The sequence below is a fragment of the Claveliimonas bilis genome (genome assembly GCF_030296775.1).
Classification (GTDB): domain Bacteria; phylum Bacillota; class Clostridia; order Lachnospirales; family Lachnospiraceae; genus Claveliimonas; species Claveliimonas bilis.
The window spans coordinates 2,679,194-2,700,947 of the sequence record NZ_AP027742.1 but is presented as its reverse complement, the minus strand read 5'-3'; the positions used below and the strand labels follow the sequence as shown (position 1 = coordinate 2,700,947).

General features: G+C 46.5%; 14 protein-coding genes and 3 rRNA genes. 15 read left to right on the top strand and 2 right to left on the bottom strand.

Features of this window, described 5'->3' with window-relative positions:
* Positions 1-61 precede the first annotated feature (61 nt).
* Entirely contained in the window at positions 62-757 is a 696-nt protein-coding gene (locus R2J37_RS13055) for an ABC transporter ATP-binding protein (RefSeq protein WP_230105278.1), read from the top strand.
* Positions 754-3,456 carry an ABC transporter permease gene (locus R2J37_RS13050; RefSeq protein WP_316265464.1) on the top strand — a complete coding sequence of 901 codons (2,703 nt, stop codon included), beginning with the start codon at positions 754-756 and terminating at the stop codon, positions 3,454-3,456. The genes R2J37_RS13055 and R2J37_RS13050 overlap by 4 nt, the downstream gene beginning before the upstream one ends.
* Positions 3,457-3,494: 38 nt before the next feature.
* Here the strand turns inward: R2J37_RS13050 and R2J37_RS13045 are convergent, their stop codons facing one another.
* Positions 3,495-4,352: a MurR/RpiR family transcriptional regulator gene (locus R2J37_RS13045; protein WP_316265462.1), complete on the bottom strand. Its 858-nt coding sequence runs from the start codon at positions 4,350-4,352 to the stop codon at positions 3,495-3,497.
* Positions 4,353-4,659: 307 nt separating this feature from the next.
* Between R2J37_RS13045 and ald the strand changes: the two genes are divergently transcribed.
* The 5 genes from ald to R2J37_RS13020 all read left to right on the top strand — a co-directional run bounded on the left by ald (position 4,660) and on the right by R2J37_RS13020 (position 10,247).
* The gene (ald, locus tag R2J37_RS13040; protein WP_256195647.1) at positions 4,660-5,781 is read left to right on the top strand and encodes an alanine dehydrogenase; all 1,122 of its coding nucleotides are present in this window, start codon (positions 4,660-4,662) and stop codon (positions 5,779-5,781) included.
* Between the two features lie 236 nt (positions 5,782-6,017).
* Positions 6,018-6,809: a nitroreductase family protein gene (locus R2J37_RS13035; RefSeq protein ID WP_316265459.1), complete on the top strand. Its 792-nt coding sequence runs from the start codon at positions 6,018-6,020 to the stop codon at positions 6,807-6,809.
* Positions 6,810-6,892: 83 nt separating this feature from the next.
* Positions 6,893-7,261: a GntR family transcriptional regulator gene (locus tag R2J37_RS13030; RefSeq protein ID WP_230105283.1), complete on the top strand. Its 369-nt coding sequence runs from the start codon at positions 6,893-6,895 to the stop codon at positions 7,259-7,261.
* 78 nt (positions 7,262-7,339) lie between these two features.
* Positions 7,340-9,775, top strand: a complete 2,436-nt coding sequence (locus R2J37_RS13025; RefSeq protein ID WP_256195644.1) for an ATP-dependent Clp protease ATP-binding subunit — start codon at positions 7,340-7,342, stop codon at positions 9,773-9,775.
* Between the two features lie 58 nt (positions 9,776-9,833).
* On the top strand, positions 9,834-10,247 hold the full coding sequence (locus R2J37_RS13020) for an endosialidase (RefSeq protein WP_230105285.1): 414 nt from the start codon (positions 9,834-9,836) through the stop codon (positions 10,245-10,247).
* Positions 10,248-10,327: 80 nt separating this feature from the next.
* On the opposite strand, the gene R2J37_RS13015 is transcribed toward R2J37_RS13020, so the two are convergent.
* Positions 10,328-10,825, bottom strand: a complete 498-nt coding sequence (locus tag R2J37_RS13015; RefSeq protein WP_316265456.1) for a GNAT family N-acetyltransferase — start codon at positions 10,823-10,825, stop codon at positions 10,328-10,330.
* A 177-nt stretch (positions 10,826-11,002) separates the two neighbouring features.
* On the opposite strand from R2J37_RS13015, the gene R2J37_RS13010 reads away from it, so the two are divergent.
* The 8 genes from R2J37_RS13010 (at position 11,003) to R2J37_RS12975 (ending at position 21,748) form a co-directional block, all read left to right on the top strand.
* Positions 11,003-11,563: a helix-turn-helix domain-containing protein gene (locus tag R2J37_RS13010; protein WP_230105287.1), complete on the top strand. Its 561-nt coding sequence runs from the start codon at positions 11,003-11,005 to the stop codon at positions 11,561-11,563.
* 50 nt (positions 11,564-11,613) lie between these two features.
* The gene (radA, locus tag R2J37_RS13005) at positions 11,614-12,972 is read left to right on the top strand and encodes a DNA repair protein RadA (RefSeq protein WP_230105288.1); all 1,359 of its coding nucleotides are present in this window, start codon (positions 11,614-11,616) and stop codon (positions 12,970-12,972) included.
* Positions 12,973-13,099: 127 nt separating this feature from the next.
* A complete protein-coding gene (locus tag R2J37_RS13000; RefSeq protein ID WP_316265453.1) occupies positions 13,100-13,750 on the top strand; it encodes a helix-turn-helix domain-containing protein in 651 nt (216 codons plus the stop codon).
* Positions 13,751-13,784: 34 nt separating this feature from the next.
* Positions 13,785-14,540 carry a TraX family protein gene (locus R2J37_RS12995; protein ID WP_316265451.1) on the top strand — a complete coding sequence of 252 codons (756 nt, stop codon included), beginning with the start codon at positions 13,785-13,787 and terminating at the stop codon, positions 14,538-14,540.
* 401 nt (positions 14,541-14,941) lie between these two features.
* Positions 14,942-16,476: ribosomal RNA gene (locus tag R2J37_RS12990) — 16S ribosomal RNA — on the top strand.
* A gap of 70 nt (positions 16,477-16,546) precedes the next feature.
* Positions 16,547-16,664 (top strand): 5S ribosomal RNA (gene rrf / locus R2J37_RS12985).
* Between the two features lie 510 nt (positions 16,665-17,174).
* Positions 17,175-20,063: ribosomal RNA gene (locus R2J37_RS12980) — 23S ribosomal RNA — on the top strand.
* The 16S, 23S and 5S rRNA genes sit together here, the layout of an rRNA operon.
* Before the next feature lie 344 nt (positions 20,064-20,407).
* Positions 20,408-21,748, top strand: coding sequence for a sodium-dependent transporter (locus tag R2J37_RS12975; RefSeq protein ID WP_316265449.1), 1,341 nt, complete (start codon positions 20,408-20,410; stop codon positions 21,746-21,748).
* Positions 21,749-21,754: the final 6 nt, after the last annotated feature.

Below are 21,754 nucleotides of genomic sequence, written 5' to 3'. Positions count from 1 at the left end.
CTCACTGTCACGGCCCTGTCATGTGGAGATGCTATACTTGTGAAAAAGATAGGAGGGACTTATGAAAATGCATGAGGATATTTTACGGGTAGAAAATCTTTCCAGAATATATGGACAGGGTGAAAATGAAGTGTGCGCGCTGGATCATGTGTCTTTTTCCGTGCGGAAAGGGGAGTTTGTGTCCGTGATCGGAGCATCGGGATCGGGAAAATCTACGCTGCTTCATCTGATCGGAGGTGTGGATCGTCCTACAGAAGGGAAAGTATATGTAAATGGCACAGATGTCTACAGTCAGAAGGAGGATGCGCTTGCTATTTTCCGCCGCCGTCAGGTGGGACTGATCTATCAGTTTTACAATCTGATTCCGGTGCTGACAGTGGAGGAAAATATGACGCTTCCTGTATTGATGGACGGACGGTCAGTCAATCAAAAAAGAGTGGAAGAGCTTTTGGATATCCTGAAACTGAAAGACAGAAGAGGGTATCTTCCCGGACAGCTTTCAGGAGGCCAGCAGCAGAGAGTATCTATTGGGCGCGCCCTTATGAATGCTCCGGCAGTGGTTCTTGCAGACGAACCCACCGGGAATCTTGATTCGGGAAACAGTCGGGAGATTGTAGAGCTTTTGAAGTATTCCAACAGGATTTATGATCAGACTATGATCATGATCACCCACGATGAAGATATTGCGCTTCAGGCGGATCGGCTCATTGAGCTTGCAGATGGAAGAATCATCAGAGATGAGGTGATCCGGGGATGAAAAATATTTTCTATAAGATCACGGCAAGAACAATGGGGCTGAACCGGACGAGAACAATTGTAACCATACTGGGCGTTATTCTCTCGGCGGCAATGCTGATGGCAGTTGCTGTGTTCGGCATCAGCGTCCTGAATTATATTGAAACAAAGACGGTGGAGAAAGAAGGAAGCTGGCATGTAGCGGCAGAGGGATTTACAGAAAAAGAACTTCAGGAAATCAGAAAGGACAAACGGATCAAATCCCTATCCATACAAAGAGAAATCGGTTATCTGAGAGGATCTGAAGCGGACGGGGACTATATCAGGATTTTCAGCCGGGATAACAGTGCGTGGAAGAATCTTCCCCTGGAGATTGAAAAAGGGCGGATTCCTGAAAATGAAAGGGAGATCCTGATCCCTTATGAAGGGATTGAGCTGGAAGGCAAGAAGGCGTCTGTGGGCGACACAGTGACCTTAAAATCAGGACAGTTTTTTATGGACGGCAGACATATGGTATCCGATCAGGCTGCCTCTTTGTCAGCTGACGGGGAAGAAGAGGCGGCAGAGGGAGCGGAAAACAGTTCAGTCTCATTTCAGGAAAATGAAAGCGGTACGTATCAGGTGGTGGGCGTCTATCACGATGTGCAGCAGGCCAGAGCGGCATCCGGCTTTTTCGGATGTATGCTGATTGCAGGGTCTTACGGAACATTGCCGGAACACAGTTATTGCGATGTCTATATTGAGATGAAAAATCCAAAGGATGCAGATGCATTTATAGAGGACTGGCTGGAGGGGAAAGAATATGGATCCTATGTTTCCTGGAGCAGACACGACAGCCTGCTTCGGTGGCAGGGAGTTTTCCGCAACGACAGATATACGTACATGATAGGCGGAGCGCTGGGAACACTTCTGGCAGTCATAATGGCGGGATCGGTACTTCTGATCTACAATTCTTTCTCTATTTCCCTAAGAGAGAGGACGGTACAGTTTGGACTTTTGGCTTCTGTGGGGGCGACGAAAAAGCAGCTTCGCCGGTCTTTAAGATTTGAAGCATTTGTTGTCAGCGCCGTGGGGATTCCACTTGGGCTTCTGGCAGGAGCAGCCGGAAGTGCCGTGACACTTCATTTTATCGGAGCGGGGCTGACAAGTTTTATCTATGGAGAGAAAGGTACTGTAGAGATGTCCTGTCCTCCGGCAGTGTTGGCAGGCTCGGCTGTGCTGGCGTTTCTGACGGTGCTTTTGTCGGTGTGGATACCGGCAGCGCGGGCAGGGAAGGTATCGCCTATGGAGGCTGTACGGTCCCTGCAGGATATCCGGATTCGCCCTCGGGAAGTCAAATCTGCAAAATTAACCGGTCGTCTGTTCGGACTGGAGGGAATGCTCGCGGGGAAAAATTACAGAAGGGACCGGAAAAAATACAGAAGTACCGTGATCTCGCTTACCATGAGTATTGTGCTGTTTGTGACAGCTTCTTTGTTTTTCCTGTACATGGAAGAGGCGGGGAGCACGATTTTGAATCCTCCTTCCTATGAATTGCAGTACCAGAAAATATTAGGATGGAACGAAAGCGAGGATGATAAAAACGCTCTGATCCGTACTAAGGCCATGCTGGATGAGGAAAAACTTGTAGATTCCTACGAAAGTTATAAAGAATTTTCCATCTTGATCCCGATGCGGCAGGAAGATGTAAGCGAGGCTTACCGGTCGGAAAATTACTGGGAAGAGCTGGCGGACGGAAGCATACCATTCCACTGCAGCGCTGTTGTTTTGCAGGATAAGGATTATGAAACTTACCTGAAAGAGCAAAGACTTGAAAAGCCAAAGAGCGGCAGCGGCGTCATTTATGCCATTTATTATGATCAGGTACAAAGTTATAATGAGGAAATGCAGAGTTATGATAAGGTGCCGGCGCTGACGGAGAATGTAAAGCGCCGGGAACTGGGAGCCGGGCGAGTTTTACACAGGAAGGATGAAAAGGAAAAGACAGGAGACGCCGGAGAATATGAGCAGCTTTTTCAAGTGGAACTGGCGCAGGAGGCCAGAGAACTTCCGCTGCAGTGCGGAACGGAAAATGTTTTCAAACCCGTTTTGATCCTTTCAGAGGAACAGGCAAAGCAGTATGCAGAGTATATCGATCAGCCGGTAAAAGAGGGATGGGAAGCGGAAGAAGAGTTGTATATCGCTTATTTTCAGATCCACGCGGAAAATTATATAGAAGCGGCGGAAAACCTAGAAGAAGAGATTCAGAATATGCCGGAAGAACAGCAGGGAAGCCTTTACACGCCGGCAGAGGATGCGGCAATGAGCAGGCAGGCGGTGACGGCGATCCGGGTGCTGTGCTATGGATTTATTGTGCTGCTGTCCATGATTGCAGTGGCGAATGTGTTTAATACGATCTCTACCAATCTGATGCTCAGACGAAAAGAATTTGCCATGCTGCGTTCCGTAGGCATGACAGGAAAAGGATTCCGGAAAATGATGCTTTACGAATGCCTGGTCTATGGGACGCGATCTGTTTTATACGGATGTATCCTTTCTTCTGCTGTCAGCATTCTATTCTGGAAATTTACCAGCCAGGCCAGCGGACAGGAACTGATATTCCCGTGGAGTTATTTCCTGACAGCGGCAGCAGGCGTGCTGGCGATCGTTCTTGTGACTATGATCTACACAATGAGGAAAATACGAAAATTTAATATTATTGACGAACTGCGGATGGCATAATAAGGGACGGATCCCGGTATTTTTGGCCGGAGAGTCTCCTAGTAGTTGCCAAGCTCTCCGAGATATTTGTCAATTTTCTTGAGGCGTTTCTCGATTCCTCTGGCCTTATGGCTGACGGTTTCCAGAAGCGCCTCTGTTACAAACTGCGGAGCTGTCATACAGTTGAAAAAGGCGTTGCTGTCTACCGGGGCAGTCAGAAGAACGGTGGCGTATTCCGCCAGAAGGGCGCTGGGCTTATCGGCTACAACGATGATCTTGGCGTCTGCTTCACGCGCCATTTGAGCACAGATCTTATCTTCTGAAGAATACCGGGGAAAGCTGAATACGATCAGACAGTCATCTTTGGAAATGTTGCACAGATGATCTATGGGGCTGATAGCGGCAGAACTTGTAGATTCCACATTGGGAACCATGTGCTTCAGATACAGAAGAAAATAGTCCCCAAGAGAGGAGTTCCCGCGGGAGGCGGTGATGTATTTATGCCTGCTTGCCACGATGATATCGGCGGCTTCCTCAAAGGCGGTACTACTGTTGGAAGTCAGTGCGTTTTCCAGATTTTTGGCGGCGTTTTTAAAATGGCGGTTGATGTAATCGGCAGTATTTGTAAGCTTTGCCCGTTTTGCAATGCGCTGTGAAGGAACGGTGATAGAGCTGGAAATACTAAGCACCTTATCCTGATAATCTTTTCTCAGATTTTTCTGGAAATCCATGAATCCGTCATAGCCCAGAGAACGGCTGAAACGGATCACAGAGGATTCGCTTACTCCAAGTTTCATAGCGATTTCTGTGGAAGTCATAAAACAGGCATCCGCAGAATTGTCCAAAATATATTTTGCGATCATCTTTTGAGTTTTGGTTAGTGAAGTATTATTGATCATTGTCCGCAATTCTTTCATAAAATCCGTCCTCCGTTTATTTTGCACGCTTATTCTGTTCATCTTATAATAGTATTTAAACATGAATCAGGGAAATATGCAAGTAAATTGTATTTACAATTGAAGTTTTTAAATGACAATTAAGAGAAATCGTGAAAAAAATAACTTTTATTGAACATTATAAAACATTGTGCTAAGATTATTTTAAAGACAAATGAATAATATTCTTCAAAAAATATTTTTTTTGAAAAATATTTTTCATCCGGATCCGGTGCAGGCGGATTTGGAAAAACAAGCACTATTTATAACGATTTAGGAGGGTTTGAAAGTGAAAGTAGGATGCGTAAAGGAAATCAAAAACAATGAATTTCGTGTAGGTATGACACCGGACAACGTAAAGAGCTATGTAGCAGCAGGACATGAAGTTTATATTGAAAAAGGTGCTGGTGTAGGCTCAGGGTTCAAAGATGATGAATATGAAGCAGCAGGCGCAAAAATGATCGACGCTGCAAAAGATGTATGGGATACTGTTGAAATGATGATCAAAGTAAAAGAGCCGCTTCCGGAAGAATATCCCTTATTCCATGAAGGGCTGATCCTTTATACATATCTTCACCTGGCAGCTGACAAGCCGCAGACAGATGCTCTTTTGAACGGAAAAGTAAAGGGCGTTGCTTATGAAACATTGTTTGATCCAAAACAGGGCGGACTTCCGCTTCTTGCTCCTATGAGCCAGATTGCCGGACGTTTAAGTATCCAGGAAGGTGCTAAATATCTGGAGCAGACATTTGGCGGAGAAGGCGTTCTTCTTGCAGGTGTACCGGGAACTCCAAAAGCAAACATCGTTATCCTCGGAGGAGGTAATGTAGGAACAAATGCATGTAAGATTGCTGTCGGAATGGGAGCTAACGTAACAATTCTTGATATCAGTCTTCCAAGACTGGCTTATCTGGATGATCTGTTTGGAGCACGTATCCAGACACTGGTATCCAATGATGCAAATATTGAAAAGGCAGTAAAAGAAGCTGACCTGGTAATCGGAAGCGTACTGATTCCTGGAAAAGCTGCTCCGAAGATCTTTAAGAAGAAATATCTCAAAGAGATGAAACCGGGCGCTGTATTTGTAGACGTTGCTGTAGACCAGGGCGGATGCGGCGAGACAACAAAAGTAACCTATCATGATGACCCGATCTTTGTTGAGGACGGAGTTGTTCATTACTGTGTAGGAAATATGCCAGGTGCTGTTCCGAGAACATCAACCATCGCACTGACAAACGCTACTTTAAATTATGGTCTTCAGATTGCAAACAAAGGTCTGGAGAAAGCATGTGCAGACAATGAGGTAATTTACTCTGCAATCAATACCTATGATGGAAAACTGACATGCAAGAACGTAGCAGACAGCTTTGACTGCTATGAATATGTAGATGTCAGAGAAATCTGCAAATAGTGCCATGAGTCCTATGATAAAGTAGTTTGCCTGTAAAAAAGGCTGCTATCCCGAAGAATCTCCTCCGGGTGGCAGCCTTTTTCTGATATTAAGAAAAATATGTTATGTATGCATGTCCGGGGTTAAGGCAGGACGCCCGCTCTTGCAAAAAAGCCGGGAAGCAAGTATGATAGACATGAATTTGAGTGTATCTTATCTGTGATGGAATATATCGGGAGAGAAAGGCGGTTGTAAATATGATAGAGATAAACAAAGAAAAATGTATCGGTTGTGGAGCATGTGTAAAGGATTGCCCGGGAAAAGCTCTGGAGCTGAAGGACAAGAAGGCGGAATATATCCGTAAATGTATCCAGTGCGGGCACTGTGTGGCCATCTGTCCGGTGAATGCGGTGTCCATTCCGGATTATGATATGGCAGAGGTAGAAGAGTTTGATAAAGACAGTTTTGTTCTGGATCCCGGAACCTATCTCCACGCAGTGAAATTCAGAAGAAGTATCCGGCAGTTCCGCGGCGCTCCGGTAGAGCAGGAAAAACTGGAGCGTATACTAAGCGCTGGACGGTATACAGCCACGGCCAAGAATGAACAGGGCTGCAGGTTTACACTGATCCAGAAAGAGCTTGCCGAATTTAAAGAACTTTTCTGGAAAGAGCTGCCGGGAATCCTGGATGTCCTGGAGGAGGAAGCTCCGCTCTATGCGAGGGTGTTCCGTTCTTTCTATAGAAAACATCAGGAGAATCCTAAAGAGGACAGCTTTTTCTTTAATACGCCTGCCTTTCTTGTGATCACGGCTAAAAATGTGCTGGATGCAGGTCTTGCGGCAGCGAACATTGAGAACATGGCTGTAGCCGAAGGGGCCGGCGTGCTGTACAGCGGATACACAAGAGCGGTCATAGACGCAAGCAAGACGCTCCGGGAATGGCTGGGAATCGGCAGCCGGACCGTTGCCTGCTGTATGCTGATCGGATATCCGGCAGTGTCTTATAAAAGGACAGCCCCGAGGAAACAGGGAAATATTGTCATCAGATAGCATTTCTTTTTCTTGCAGAGTCTGCGGTATGTGTGCTAAGTTATATATAACAAAAGAAAACCTGAAAAGGAAATGGTGATACTATGTTGATAAAGATTGATTTCAACAGTGATGAAGCGATTTATATGCAGGTGCGCAACCAGATCATCATGGGGATTGCGACTTCTGAAATCCGGGAAGGCGATGCGCTGCCCTCTGTTCGTCAGCTGGCGCAGGCGGTGGGAATAAATATGCATACTGTAAATAAGGCCTACAGTCTTCTAAGGCAGGAGGGTTTTATCCAGCTGGATCGGAGAAAAGGAGCTGTGATCGCGCTGGACATCGACAAGATCGAGGCGGTGGAGGAAATGCGTCAGCAACTTCGCATTATACTGGCGAGGGGATGCTGTAAGAATATTTCCAGAGAAGAAGTTCACGCACTGGTAGATGAAATTTTTGAAGAGTACTCTTAGAACGCTTCCGGCGGACGCAGAAAAAGGAAAGGAGCAAAATCTGAGTATGCCTGGGCGCATACCGGAAGAAAAGACAACATGAATTATACGGAACAGGCAAAAGAAGTATTAAAAATTGCAAAATCAGCTGCAAAAGAGCTGAAGCATCCATATATTGGAACAGAGCATCTTCTGGTGGGACTGAAGAAGGTGTATACAGGTGTGGCGGGACAGGTTCTGGCTATGAATGGAGTCAGCGAGGAAAATATTCTAAAGATCATGAATGAACTTGTCTCTCCCGGAGAGGGAAGCACTATCTGTAAGGATCCGGAAATCAGTCCGAGACTGGAGTATATTCTGGAGGAGGCGGAAGCAGAGGCAGCGTCTCTTCGGTCAGAGAAAACAGGGACAGAGCATATGCTGCTGGCATTGCTGAAAGATGTGGATTGTGTTGCGGCAAGGATTCTTCTGACGCTGAATATTAATATTCAGAAGATCTGCCAGGACGTCTTTCTGACAGTGGGAGTGGATCCCAAGGAATATATGGAAGAAATGCAGGATGAAGGCAAAAGGAAAAATTCTGTGTTGGAGCAGTATGGAACAGATCTGACAATGCAGGCTTTGGAAGGAAAACTGGATCCTGTCATCGGCAGAGAAAAAGAGATTGAAAGACTCATGCAGATCTTGAGCCGTCGGACGAAAAACAATCCCTGTCTGGTGGGGGAACCGGGAGTTGGAAAGACAGCCGTGCTGGAAGGACTTTCAGACCGTGTGGCGAAAGGAACAGTGCCGGATACCATGAAGGGCAGGAGGATCGTCACAGTAGATCTTGCCGGAATGATCGCCGGATCAAAATATCGCGGAGAATTTGAAGAGCGGATGAAACGGCTGATCCAGGAAGTGAAGGCATCGGGAAATGTGATCTTATTTCTCGATGAGGTGCACACGATTATCGGAGCAGGCGGCGCGGAAGGTGCGATGGATGCTTCCAATATATTGAAACCTTCTCTTGCCAGAGGAGAGCTGCAGCTCATTGGAGCTACAACTCTGGCGGAGTATCGGAAATATATTGAGAAGGATGCTGCCCTGGAGCGGCGTTTTCAGCCGGTTATGGTGGAAGAGCCAAGCGAGGAAGAGTGTCTGAAAATTCTGGAAGGACTTCGGGAAAAATATGAACAGCACCACAAGGTTGCGATCGAGCAGGGAGCTTTGGAGTCAGCAGTTAAACTGTCCAGCAGATATATCAGCGACAGATTCCTTCCGGATAAAGCCATTGACGTACTGGACGAGGCTTGCTCCAAAGTGCGGCTTAGAGGCTTTAAAGTGCCGGAAAATGTGGAAAAAATGGAAAGGCTGATTGAAAATCTGGGAACAGAGAAAGAGGATGCGATACGAAACGGCGATATGAAGGGCGCATCTTTGCTCCATCATGAGCAGGAAGAACTGCGAAAGAAACTGGAGCAGCAGAAAAAACGTCTGCAGAGAAGGAACAGTCAGAAACAGATTACAGTAAAGGAAGAGGACATTGCAGATGTAGTATCCCAGTGGACCAGGATCCCGGTGCAGAAACTGGCGGAGTCAGAAAGCGCCAGACTGAAAAAGCTGGAACAGACTCTTCACAAAAGAGTTGTAGGGCAGGAAGAAGCAGTCACTGCGGTTGCTAAGGCTGTAAGAAGAGGCCGGGTAGGGCTGAAAGATCCGGGACGTCCCATTGGTTCCTTCCTGTTCCTTGGACCAACCGGAGTCGGGAAAACAGAACTTTCCAAAGCGCTGGCAGAGGCACTGTTTGGAAATGAAGAGTCTATGATACGTGTAGATATGTCCGAGTATATGGAAAAACACAGTGTGTCAAAAATGATCGGTTCTCCTCCGGGATATGTGGGACATGATGACGGCGGACAGTTAAGCGAGCAGGTGCGCAGGCATCCCTATTCGGTCGTGCTCTTTGATGAGATCGAAAAGGCGCACCCGGATGTGTTCAACATCCTTCTGCAGGTGCTGGATGACGGACATATTACAGATTCCCAGGGGCGCAAGGTAGATTTTCGGAATACAGTGATCATTATGACTTCCAATGCCGGAGCCCAGGCGATCATAGATCCCAAACGTCTTGGATTTGTCACGAAGGAGGACGCATCCGGAGATTATAAGAGGATGAAGTCCAATGTTATGAATGAGATCAAGCTCATCTTCCGTCCGGAATTTTTAAATCGTATTGATGAGATCATTGTCTTCCATGCGCTGACATCCAACGAAATGAAAAAGATCGTGGGAATGATGTGCAAAGAGGTGTGCGACAGAGCCAAGTCCCAGCTTGGTATTACGCTTCATGTCAGAGAATCTGTGAAGAAGCACATCGTTGAGACCGGAACGGATCAGAAATACGGAGCACGGCCGCTTCGCCGGGCAGTCCAGAATATGCTGGAAGATAAGCTGGCAGAGGCCCTGTTGGACGGGGAGATAAAAAGCGGCGATGTTGTGGAAGCCGGTATCTCTAAAAAAGAAATAAAATTTATTTTAAAGACTACAAATTGAAAATTTTTTGAGATATAATGTGAGATACAAAAGAAGAACCATTAGGAGGACATTTGAGATGGCAGTAGTAAAAGAGCTGTTAAGAACGGAAAGCGATGGAACATTAAGTTTTGGAGATTACACTCTTGCATCCAAGACAAAACTGGAGGATTTTGAGTTTCAGGGCAATCTCTATAAGGTAAAGACCTTCGCTGAAATTACCAAATTGGAAAAAAATGGTATGTTTGTGTATGAATCCGTTCCGGGGACAGCGGTGGAGAACTTTAAGGCAGAGGACGGAACCGTATCATTTAAAGTTTCTGCGCCAAAAGATGTACAGTTTACCCTTGAGCTGGAAGCAGACAGTGAATATGTCGTATATATGGACGGAGTGAATATGGGCGACATGAAGACCAATCTTAGCGGAAAATTAAGTGTCAGCGCAGAGATGGATGAAGGGAAAACGGTAGAAGTAAAAATCGAGAAAAAATAGAGATCAATCATAAAGAGAGCGAAAGGCTGCAGTTTTGCACTGCGGCCTTTTGTTGCGTCTGATGAACGGGAAGAGGCGGATCAGATCAGTTTTTCATAGGCTATTTTTTCGCTGTTGTCAAAACAGATCGTACCGCAGTATTGGAATCCGTTTTTCTCTATCAGATGTTTCATGATTTCGTTATCGTTGTCTGTGTCCACTTTGAAACTGTGGATATTCCTTTTTTGTGCAAGCGCCTCGGCGAGAGCGAAAACCTGGGAAGCCAGGCCCTTCCCTCTGCTGTGCCGATCCAATGCCAGACGGTGGACAACAACATAGGGCTGTGTGCTAAGCCATTTTCCGCAGAGAGTTTCGTAAGCCGGTTCGCCTTCAAAATCAATACACACATATCCGACGATTTTTTCATCGGCAATACAAAGGTATCCGGTTCCCTTCCGGATATCATTTTCTATGGAATGCTGATCCGGATAGCCATTCTGCCACTGGTCTACACCACAGGATTTCAGATAAGCCTTTGCATCATTGATCAGTTCCATGATCCGCTGCAGATGATCTGCTTTTGCAATTTTCAGTTCCATGAGTATTTCCTCCTGTTGACTTTTTGAGCCCGTGCGATATAATGTACTAAAAATACACTATCTTGTTAAAAAAGTATAAGATAGTTTTGGATCGGAGTCAACAGTATATTGGAAATAAATCTTATATATTAGAACAAAATGCAGCAGTCTGCCTTTATCAATGATGAGAAACGGAGGATGAAATTGGATATTTCAAAAACAACGGCAAAAAACATAAAAAGAATACGAGAAAGCAAGCATCTGACACTGGATGCGGCGGCAGCAGCTACGGGAGTATCCAGGAGCATGCTGTCACAGATTGAGCGGGGAGATGCCAATCCGACCATTACGGTTTTGTGGAAGATTGCAAATGGATTTAAGGTGTCATTTACAGCATTGACAGAGGCAGCTTTAGAGGACGCCACAGTTATCCGCAGTGAATCTGTGCAGCCGGTTACCGAGGGAGACGGACGATATATTAATTATCCGATTTTTCCTTTTGATGAGAAGAAACTCTTTGAAATGTACCGGATCGTGATTGAGCCGGGCGGATGTTTGGATGCTCAGCCGCATATTCTGGGGACAGAAGAATACATTACAGTATTTCAAGGGAATGTGAAGATTACGGCTGGAGGAAATGAATATGAGCTTAAAGAAGGCGATTCCATTCATTTTCGTTCCGATACAGAGCACAGATACCATAATCCGGGGAAAAAGACAGCCCAGTTGAGCATGCTTATTTATTATGGAAAAGGCTAGGGCTGGTACGAGATAGGGATATATTTTCTTAGTAAGAAGGGAGAAATATTGTGGCAAAAGCGAAAAAGACAATTTTTTTCTGCCAGAACTGCGGACATGAAGAGAGCAAATGGCTGGGACAGTGTCCGGCATGTCGGGAGTGGAATACATTTGTAGAGGAAAAGATCACGCCGGTAAAAGGCGCGGCAGCAGGGAAAAGTGTAAGGGAAGGGGAAGTGGTCACTCTTTCCAGTGTGAGAACCGACGGTGAAGAGAGGATAAAGACAGACATACAGGAACTGGATCGTGTGCTGGGAGGGGGAATTGTCCCCGGTTCTCTCGTGTTGGTAGGAGGAGATCCGGGAATCGGTAAATCAACCCTTCTCCTTCAGGTATGCCAAAAACTGTCCGGAAAAAAAGAAAGCGTACTTTATATTTCCGGGGAAGAGTCGCTGAAGCAGATAAAACTTAGAGCTGACCGCATGGGGAAATTTTCAGAAGATCTGCTTCTTCTGTGTGAGACGAATCTGGAAACGATCCGGCAGACCATTGAGAGGCAGAAGCCCCATCTTGCGATCATTGATTCTATACAGACAATGTACAGCGAAGAGATAGGCTCTGCTCCGGGAAGTGTTTCCCAGGTAAGAGAGGCAACGAATACGTTTATGCAGCTTGCCAAGGGACTGGGGATTTCTATTTTTATAGTAGGTCACGTGACAAAAGAAGGAACAGTGGCCGGCCCCAGGGTATTGGAGCATATGGTAGATACAGTGCTGTATTTTGAGGGGGATCGGCATGCCTCCTATCGGATCTTGCGAGGAGTGAAAAACCGTTTTGGCTCCACCAATGAGATCGGTGTGTTTGAAATGCGTCAGACAGGGCTGGAAGAAGTAGCGAACCCGTCGGAATTTATGCTGAGTGGAAAGCCGGAAAATGCTTCGGGATCTGTGGTGGCATGTTCTATGGAAGGGACAAGGCCTATTTTGATGGAAATACAGGCTCTGGTCTGTGCCAGCAATTTCGGTTTCCCGAGAAGAACGGCAGCAGGGACAGACTACAACAGAGTGAATCTCCTTATGGCGGTACTGGAAAAGCGCATGGGACTTCCGCTTTCCAACTATGATGCCTATGTCAATATTGCCGGAGGGATCCGGATGAATGAACCGGCAGTGGATCTGGGTATTGTCATGGCGATTTTCTCAAGTTATAAAAACCGCCCGGTGCCGGAGGATATGATCGTCTTCGGCGAAGTGGGATTAAGCGGCGAAGTCCGCGCAGTGAGTATGCCGGAGCAGAGAGTGTCAGAGGCAAAGAAGCTGGGATTTAAGACATGTGTGATCCCATCGGTATCTGAAAATGCAGTGAAAAATATAGAAGGGATCCGGGTGATCGGGGTAAGAAGTGTCAGCGAGGCGATTCAGCTGTTGTAGAGATGGCGGCCGTGTAAAAGGCGTTTTGCAGCTTTTATAACTGATTTTGTCGGAATGTAAAAGGCGCTTGATAGATTGTTCTTGCCTGATATGGGAAAATATGGTGTGGAAGGAGGACGGGTTTGAGGTGAATATAGGAGAACAGATTAGTCGTCTGCGTAAACAAAAAGGATTAAGTCAGGATGAATTTGCCAATGTGCTAAAGGTTTCAAGACAAACTGTTTCCAATTGGGAAAACGAAAAAAGTTATCCCGATTTGGAAATGCTTGTAAAAATCAGCGATTATTTTGAGATCTCGGTGGATGAGCTGCTAAAACAGAAAAAAACTGCAGGTACAGAGAACTATACAAAGAGAAAATGGAGGTTTGAAATTTTAGTAACCCTCCTGGTTGTAGTAATAGGAAGTTTTATGATATTGCTCGTGGCAGGATATTTGAAAATGCGATCTGAGTTTAGAAAAGATGATGTAAATTTTACAATGTCAGATTCTAAGACTTATCAAGTCAGTGACCCTACGATAAATGTCGCCAACGCATACTTTACTGTACCGAAAAGCGGGCACTTGGATCTGGAATTAGATGCCCAGATCGATGACGGAGAATTGCATGTTTTAATTACTGACAGCAACAAACAAAATTGGTATCAGCTTGACGGACAGTCCCTGGAGGATGAGCAGACGTTATATTTTGAAAAAGGATCTTATATCATTCAAATCGATGCTGACGGATATGAGGAAGACGTGGTAAGTCTTGAATACTGCATAGAAGTGAAAAATTAATATTAAAAACAAGATGCCGTCAGTTATTTGAATAATGAAACAATATTTTGCAGGAAGTACATTAAAGATAGTAGCAGTTCTATCCATGCTGATCGATCACATCGGACAGATTATCTTGAAAAATGGGATTGTGCTAAACGCTCCCTATTCTGTTTTTACGGACAAAGAGTTTGCGATTTTATTAAGTGCGGTAAATATATGCCATATTATAGGGAGAATCGCTTTTCCCATATTTTGCTTTTTGCTGGCAGAGGGATTTTTACATACTCACAATATAAAAAGATATATGTTGAACCTTGGGGCGTTTGCAATCGTTTCCGAACCTGTTTATGATCTGGGTTTCCGTGGAAAGCTGATAAGCAGCGAGGCACAGAATGTTCTTTTTACATTGTTGTTGGGACTGATCGTATTAGCGGTAATAGAAAAGTCCCGCAATAACATTTGGGTGATCGTAATTTGTACATCCGACGGTGCTTTATTGGCTCGCGGATGTATGTTGGATGGAGGATACTATGGGATTTTGCTGGTGGTAGTATTTTATATACTCCATGACAGGAAAGTGATAAAATGCATAGCTGCAATTTGTATCATGTTTATCTGCGGATTGGAATTTTCCCCGAAAGGTATTCTGGACCCTTATTTTTTGACAAGCGCGTGTTCATTGATACCGATTTTTCTTTATAACGGAAAACGTGGAATAAATATGAAATATTTTTTCTATATCTTTTATCCGGCGCATTTACTGGTTCTATTTGTGATAACATCTTTAGCTGTTATTCCGCGTTTGTAGAAGGCGGATTTTGCGAAAAATAAAAAAGTAAAAGAAAAATAGAAAAAAAGGTTGACTTTGAAAAATAGAAGTGATATTATATCAAAGCTGTCGCGTGAGACGGCGCAAAACAACTTCATCTCATCTCTTCTTCTTTCTGATTCGGGAGAATACGGAAAAAGAAAAAATGAAAAAAGTTGTTGACAAACATCAAGCGACATGATAAACTATAGAAGTTGTCGCTGATGAGCGAAACAAGCAGAAAGCACCTTGATAACTGAACAATAGACAACGACCCTGAAAATTTCTAAGAGAAATATTCAGAACGGAAATCAGGCAGAAATCGAGAGATAGAAGCCTGGTGCCAACAGTAAATAACGGGATAGGAAAGCTAGTAGTTTTCCTGACCGAGAGAGAACTTTTTTAACGAGAGTTTGATCCTGGCTCAGGATGAACGCTGGCGGCGTGCTTAACACATGCAAGTCGAGCGAAGCACCTACTTTGGATTTCTTCGGAATGACGAGGTTTGTGACTGAGCGGCGGACGGGTGAGTAACGCGTGGGCAACCTGCCTCACACAGGGGGATAACAGTTAGAAATGACTGCTAATACCGCATAAGACCACGAAACCGCATGGTTTTGAGGTAAAAACTCCGGTGGTGTGAGATGGGCCCGCGTCTGATTAGGTAGTTGGTGCGGTAACGGCGCACCAAGCCGACGATCAGTAGCCGACCTGAGAGGGTGACCGGCCACATTGGGACTGAGACACGGCCCAAACTCCTACGGGAGGCAGCAGTGGGGAATATTGCACAATGGGGGAAACCCTGATGCAGCGACGCCGCGTGAAGGATGAAGTATTTCGGTATGTAAACTTCTATCAGCAGGGAAGAAAATGACGGTACCTGACTAAGAAGCCCCGGCTAACTACGTGCCAGCAGCCGCGGTAATACGTAGGGGGCAAGCGTTATCCGGATTTACTGGGTGTAAAGGGAGCGTAGACGGCATTGCAAGTCTGGAGTGAAAACCCGGGGCTCAACCCCGGGATTGCTTTGGAAACTGTGGAGCTGGAGTACCGGAGAGGCAAGTGGAATTCCTAGTGTAGCGGTGAAATGCGTAGATATTAGGAGGAACACCAGTGGCGAAGGCGGCTTGCTGGACGGTAACTGACGTTGAGGCTCGAAAGCGTGGGGAGCAAACAGGATTAGATACCCTGGTAGTCCACGCCGTAAACGATGACTACTAGGTGTCGGTAAGCAAAGCTTATCGGTGCCGCAGCTAACGCAATAAGTAGTCCACCTGGGGAGTACGTTCGCAAGAATGAAACTCAAAGGAATTGACGGGGACCCGCACAAGCGGTGGAGCATGTGGTTTAATTCGAAGCAACGCGAAGAACCTTACCTGGCCTTGACATCCGAGTGACCGGTGAGTAATGTCACCTTCCCTTCGGGGCAATCGAGACAGGTGGTGCATGGTTGTCGTCAGCTCGTGTCGTGAGATGTTGGGTTAAGTCCCGCAACGAGCGCAACCCTTACCTTCAGTAGCCAGCAAGTAAAGTTGGGGACTCTGGAGGGACTGCCAGGGACAACCTGGAGGAAGGTGGGGATGACGTCAAATCATCATGCCCCTTATGGCCAGGGCTACACACGTGCTACAATGGCGTAAACAAAGAGAGGCGAGGCTGTGAAGCGGAGCAAATCTCAAAAATAACGTCTCAGTTCGGATTGTAGTCTGCAACTCGACTACATGAAGCTGGAATCGCTAGTAATCGCGAATCAGAATGTCGCGGTGAATACGTTCCCGGGTCTTGTACACACCGCCCGTCACACCATGGGAGTTGGTAACGCCCGAAGTCAGTGACCCAACCTTTTAGGAGGGAGCTGCCGAAGGCGGGACCAGTAACTGGGGTGAAGTCGTAACAAGGTAGCCGTATCGGAAGGTGCGGCTGGATCACCTCCTTTCTAGGGAAAAGAAGTAGGGAGTTGTTGTCTATTGTTGAGTGATCAAGCTGTCAAAAGCTGATGACTTAATTCTGGTGGCGATGCGCCTGGGGGAAACACCCGTACCCATCCCGAACACGATGGTTAAGACCCGGGCGGCCGATGGTACTGCACTGGAGACGGTGTGGGAGAGTAGGTGGCCGCCAGATTAAAAAAGAAAAGAAGGCAGAACCGCTGCCGAAAAGAAAATTTATCATAGATACAGGCAAGGATGAGCAACAACTTATCGCCGCCAACCCGATCAGCAGGGCAGTGCTGTTATGATAACTGGTTTTACCAGTGATTAGAGAGCTGAAAAGAAGTTCAGGTTTCTAATGACTGATAAAACATCAGTCAGATATGTACCTTGAAAACCGCATACGAGAAATAGATAAGATGAAATATCTTAACAAGACATCCGAGGTAATTGTTATGAACAGGAAACTGTTGTGATGATTACAACACTTTGAAGAAAACAAAGTAAAAAAATTGGCCGAAAGAACCAACACATGTAACGCTATACATGTGAGCCGTAGTATTGAAAGCCCCTCGAGAATTAAAATTCTCTCGGTGACATTTGCTTTGCAAATATCACTGCCGAAACAGGATCTTTCTTTAGAAAGCAAGCTTTCCCGAAAGATCAGTCCCGTCAGGATGCTTTCGAAACTATTTGGCAAGTTGGTTATGCAGAAAAGAGCACAGGGTGGATGCCTTGGCACTAAGAGCCGATGAAAGACGTGATAAGCTGCGAAAAGCTTCGGGGAGGAGCAAATATCCAATGATCCGGAGATATCTGAATGGGGAAACCCGGCGGAGAAAAGCTCCGTCAGCGTATGGTGAATCCATAGCCATGCGTGGGGAACCCGGTGAACTGAAACATCTAAGTAGCCGGAGGAAGAGAAAGAAACATCGATTTCCAAAGTAGCGGCGAGCGAAATGGAAAGAGCCCAAACCAGCGTGCGTGCATGCTGGGGTTCGGACCGCACAATTGATTCAACAAGTCTAGCAGAATGGTTTTGGGAAAGCCAGCCAGAGAGGGTGAAAGCCCCGTAAGCGAAAGATAAGTTGACAAGGCGGGATCCAGAGTACTACGAGACACGTGGAACCTTGTAGGAAGGAGCGGGGACCACCCCGTAAGGCTAAATACTCCTTAGTGACCGATAGCGCATAGTACTGTGAAGGAAAGGTGAAAAGGACCCCGGGAGGGGAGTGAAAGAGAACCTGAAACCCTGTGTTTACAAGCTGTGGAAGGACTATATAGGTCCGACCGCGTACTTTTTGTAGAACGGTCCGGCGAGTTACGCTGGCTGGCGAGGTTAAGTCCTTAAGGGATGGAGCCGAAGGGAAACCAAGTCTTAATAGGGCGATGAGTCAGTCGGAGTAGACCCGAAACCGGGTGATCTATCCATGTCCAGGTTGAAGTTGCCGTAAAAGGCAATGGAGGACCGAACCCACATCCGTTGAAAAGGGTGGGGATGAGGTGTGGATAGGGGAGAAATTCCAATCGAACCCGGAGATAGCTGGTTCTCCTCGAAATAGCTTTAGGGCTAGCCTCACACAAGTCTTACGGAGGTAGAGCACTGAATTTCCTAGGGGGCGTCAAAGCTTACCGAAGAATATCAAACTCCGAATGCCGTGTAGATGGTGTGTGGGAGTCAGACTGTACGAGATAAGTTGGACAGTCGAAAGGGAAAGAGCCCAGACCTGCAGCTAAGGTCCCAAAGTGTGTGTTAAGTGGAAAAGGATGTGGGATTTCAAAGACAACCAGGATGTTGGCTTAGAAGCAGCCATACATTAAAAGAGTGCGTAATAGCTCACTGGTCGAGAGGTCCTGCGCCGAAAATGTCCGGGGCTGAAACACACCACCGAAGCTCGGGAATTGATCTGATCAATTGGTAGAGGAGCATTGCATACGGGAAGAAGCAGTACCGGAAGGAGCTGTGGACTGTATGGAAGAGAGAATGCCGGAATGAGTAGCGAGAGGAAGGTGAGAATCCTTCCGGCCGAATATCCAAGGTTTCCAGAGTAAAGCTGATCTGCTCTGGGTAAGTCGGGACCTAAGGCGAGGCCGAGAGGCGTAGCCGATGGACAACAGGTTGAGATTCCTGTACTACGATATGACAGAACTGTGGGGACGCAGAAAGAGAGCACTACCGGGAATGGAGAGACCGGGGCAAGCGAGGTAGGAGGCAGGTAGGCAAATCCGCCTGCCAATCTGAAGACGTGATGCATACCGAACTAAGAGTAGGGAAATGTGTGAGCTGGCTGCCAAGAAAAGCCGCTATTGTTCATATCGTACCCGTACCGTAAACCGACACAGGTAGATGAGGAGAGAATCCTAAGGCCGACGGGAGAAGCATTGTTAAGGAACTCGGCAAAATGACTCCGTAACTTCGGGAGAAGGAGTGCCTGGGAGACCAGGCCGCAGAGAATTGGCCCAAGCAACTGTTTAGCAAAAACACAGGTCTATGCGAAACCGAAAGGTGAGGTATATGGGCTGACGCCTGCCCGGTGCTGGAAGGTTAAGGGGAGAGGTTAGCGCAAGCGAAGCTTTGAACTTAAGCCCCAGTAAACGGCGGCCGTAACTATAACGGTCCTAAGGTAGCGAAATTCCTTGTCGGGTAAGTTCCGACCCGCACGAAAGGCGTAATGATTTGGGCACTGTCTCGACAATGCACCCGGTGAAATTGAAATACCAGTGAAGATGCTGGTTACCTGCGCCAGGACGGAAAGACCCCATGGAGCTTTACTCCAGCTTGATACTGGGATTCGGTATTGCATGTACAGGATAGGTGGGAGGCTAGGAAGAGAAGACGCCAGTCTTTTTGGAGCCGCTGTTGGGATACCACCCTTGCAGTGCTGGGTTTCTAACCTGCAGCCGTGATCCGGCTGGGGGACAATGTCAGGTGGGGAGTTTGACTGGGGCGGTCGCCTCCGAAAGGGTATCGGAGGCGCTCAAAGGTTCCCTCAGAATGGTCGGAAACCATTCGAAGAGTGCAAAGGCAGAAGGGAGCTTGACTGCGACACCGACGGGTGGAGCAGGTACGAAAGTAGGACTTAGTGATCCGGTGGTATAAAGTGGGATTGCCATCGCTCAACGGATAAAAGCTACCCTGGGGATAACAGGCTTATCACTCCCAAGAGTTCACATCGACGGAGTGGTTTGGCACCTCGATGTCGGCTCATCGCATCCTGGGGCTGAAGTAGGTCCCAAGGGTTGGGCTGTTCGCCCATTAAAGCGGTACGCGAGCTGGGTTCAGAACGTCGTGAGACAGTTCGGTCCCTATCCGGCGTGGGCGTAGGATATTTGAGAGGAGCTGTCCTTAGTACGAGAGGACCGGGATGGACTGGCCGCTGGTGTATCTGTTGGCTTACCAAGGCCATGGCAGAGTAGCCAAGCCGGGAAGGGATAAACGCTGAAGGCATCTAAGCGTGAAGCCCCCCTCAAGATGAGATATCCCTACGATAAGTAGTAAGACCCCTTGAAGACGACGAGGTAGATAGGGCAGAGGTGGAAGTGTGGCAACACATGGAGCTGACTGTTACTAATCGGTCGAGGGCATAACCAAGGAAGGTTCAAAAAGGCTGGAAGATGGAAAGATTTCTTGTATGTGGTTTTGAAGGTACATAATAATTGAGCAGGAATGGGAGAGCAGTGCCAAAACGGCACTGCTTTTTGTGTTAATTGTGTGGGAATTGTAAACTGACACGTAGTAAAGTTAAAAAGTGTTACGTCCCAAACTGCATTTAACCCTGTGTAAAATTGTGAAAAGCCCTGTGTAAAATTGACAGGCACGATTATAGAAAAATGTGATATAATAACCACGGTGCGATTATTATACCTTTGTATAAACTGATTTCAGAACATATAGTGTATACAATTTAACGAAAAAGTAAAGGAATGGGAAAATAAATGAAAGAGAAGGAAAAAGATGCGAGGGGTGAATTTCGGACTCGTCTGGGATTTATCATAGCTTGTGTTGGTTCGGCAGTGGGAATGGGAAATATATGGATGTTTCCTTATCGGACTGGTGAATTTGGCGGATCAGCATTTTTGATCGCGTATTTTATTTTTGTTATCCTGCTTGGATTTTCGGGAGTCATCGGTGAGATGGCTTTCGGAAGAAGTGTAAAATGCGGTCCGATCGGAGCTTTTACAAAAGCAATGGAGATGAGGTTTGGGCCGAAGGGACGCATTCCGGGCAAGATTATTGGAATGATTCCGGTTCTCGGATCTCTGGGAATTGCAATTGGCTATTCTGTTGTGGTGGGATGGTTTTTGAAATATCTTTGGGGAACGATTTCCGGAGAATTGATGCAGGCAGAAGATATGGGAGCTTATTTTGGGGAACTTGCAGTTGATTTTGGAAGTATAGGCTGGCACTTCCTGGGGCTTTTGCTCACTTTTGCAATTATGCTCATGGGAGTCAGCAAGGGGATTGAGAAAATGAATAAAGTGATGATGCCGATATTCTTTATTTTTTTCATTTTGCTCTTGATCCGTGTAGTTATGCTTCCCGGTGCTGCGGAAGGCTATCGTTATATGTTTGTACCAAGGTGGGAAGAACTTGGCAACATTCAGACATGGGTTTATGCGCTGGGTCAGGCGTTCTTTTCTCTGTCTCTTGCCGGATCAGGAACGATTGTTTATGGAAGCTATTTGAAAAAGGATATAGATGTGGTAAGCTGTGCCGGCAATGTTGCTCTTTTTGACACATGTGCAGCCCTTCTTGCAGGAATGGTTGTTATTCCGGCGGTATTTGCCTTTGGACTGGATGTAGGGAGCGGACCTCCGCTGATGTTCATTACTCTTCCGGCAGTATTTCAGCAGATTCCCTTTGGGGCTTTGTTCGCAGTAATTTTCTTTATTGCGGTAATTTTTGCAGCGGTAACCTCGCTTATGAATCTTTTTGAGACGCCCATTGAGGCGCTGCAAAGCGAGCTGAAGCTGTCACGGAGAACGTCAGTATGCATTGTTGCCCTGATCGCCGCAGCAGTAGCTGTGTTTATTGAAAGCGGAGATACAGTAGGAGCATGGATGGATGCGGTATCGATTTATATTATTCCGCTGGGAGCTCTTATTGCAGCAGTGATGTTTTTCTGGATCTGCCCCAAAGGCTATGCAAGGGAACAGATTCAGATGGGAAGAGAAAAAAAGATTGGGAAATGGCTGGAGCCGGTTACGAAGTATTTATTTGTCGGTATTACATTTGCAGTATATGTTCTAGGAATCTTTTTTGGTGGAATCGGCTAATTCCAG

What these genes read in the sequence shown, in the direction of transcription:
- R2J37_RS13055 (WP_230105278.1), top strand. Translation starts at nt 62, where the DNA reads ATGAAAATGCATGAGGATATTTTACGGGTAGAAAATCTTTCCAGAATA.
- R2J37_RS13050 (WP_316265464.1), top strand. Translation starts at nt 754, where the DNA reads ATGAAAAATATTTTCTATAAGATCACGGCAAGAACAATGGGGCTGAAC.
- R2J37_RS13045 (WP_316265462.1), bottom strand. Translation starts at nt 4,352, where the DNA reads ATGAAAGAATTGCGGACAATGATCAATAATACTTCACTAACCAAAACT.
- R2J37_RS13035 (WP_316265459.1), top strand. Translation starts at nt 6,018, where the DNA reads ATGATAGAGATAAACAAAGAAAAATGTATCGGTTGTGGAGCATGTGTA.
- R2J37_RS13030 (WP_230105283.1), top strand. Translation starts at nt 6,893, where the DNA reads ATGTTGATAAAGATTGATTTCAACAGTGATGAAGCGATTTATATGCAG.
- R2J37_RS13025 (WP_256195644.1), top strand. Translation starts at nt 7,340, where the DNA reads ATGAATTATACGGAACAGGCAAAAGAAGTATTAAAAATTGCAAAATCA.
- R2J37_RS13020 (WP_230105285.1), top strand. Translation starts at nt 9,834, where the DNA reads ATGGCAGTAGTAAAAGAGCTGTTAAGAACGGAAAGCGATGGAACATTA.
- R2J37_RS13015 (WP_316265456.1), bottom strand. Translation starts at nt 10,825, where the DNA reads ATGGAACTGAAAATTGCAAAAGCAGATCATCTGCAGCGGATCATGGAA.
- R2J37_RS13010 (WP_230105287.1), top strand. Translation starts at nt 11,003, where the DNA reads ATGAAATTGGATATTTCAAAAACAACGGCAAAAAACATAAAAAGAATA.
- R2J37_RS12995 (WP_316265451.1), top strand. Translation starts at nt 13,785, where the DNA reads ATGAAACAATATTTTGCAGGAAGTACATTAAAGATAGTAGCAGTTCTA.
- R2J37_RS12975 (WP_316265449.1), top strand. Translation starts at nt 20,408, where the DNA reads ATGAAAGAGAAGGAAAAAGATGCGAGGGGTGAATTTCGGACTCGTCTG.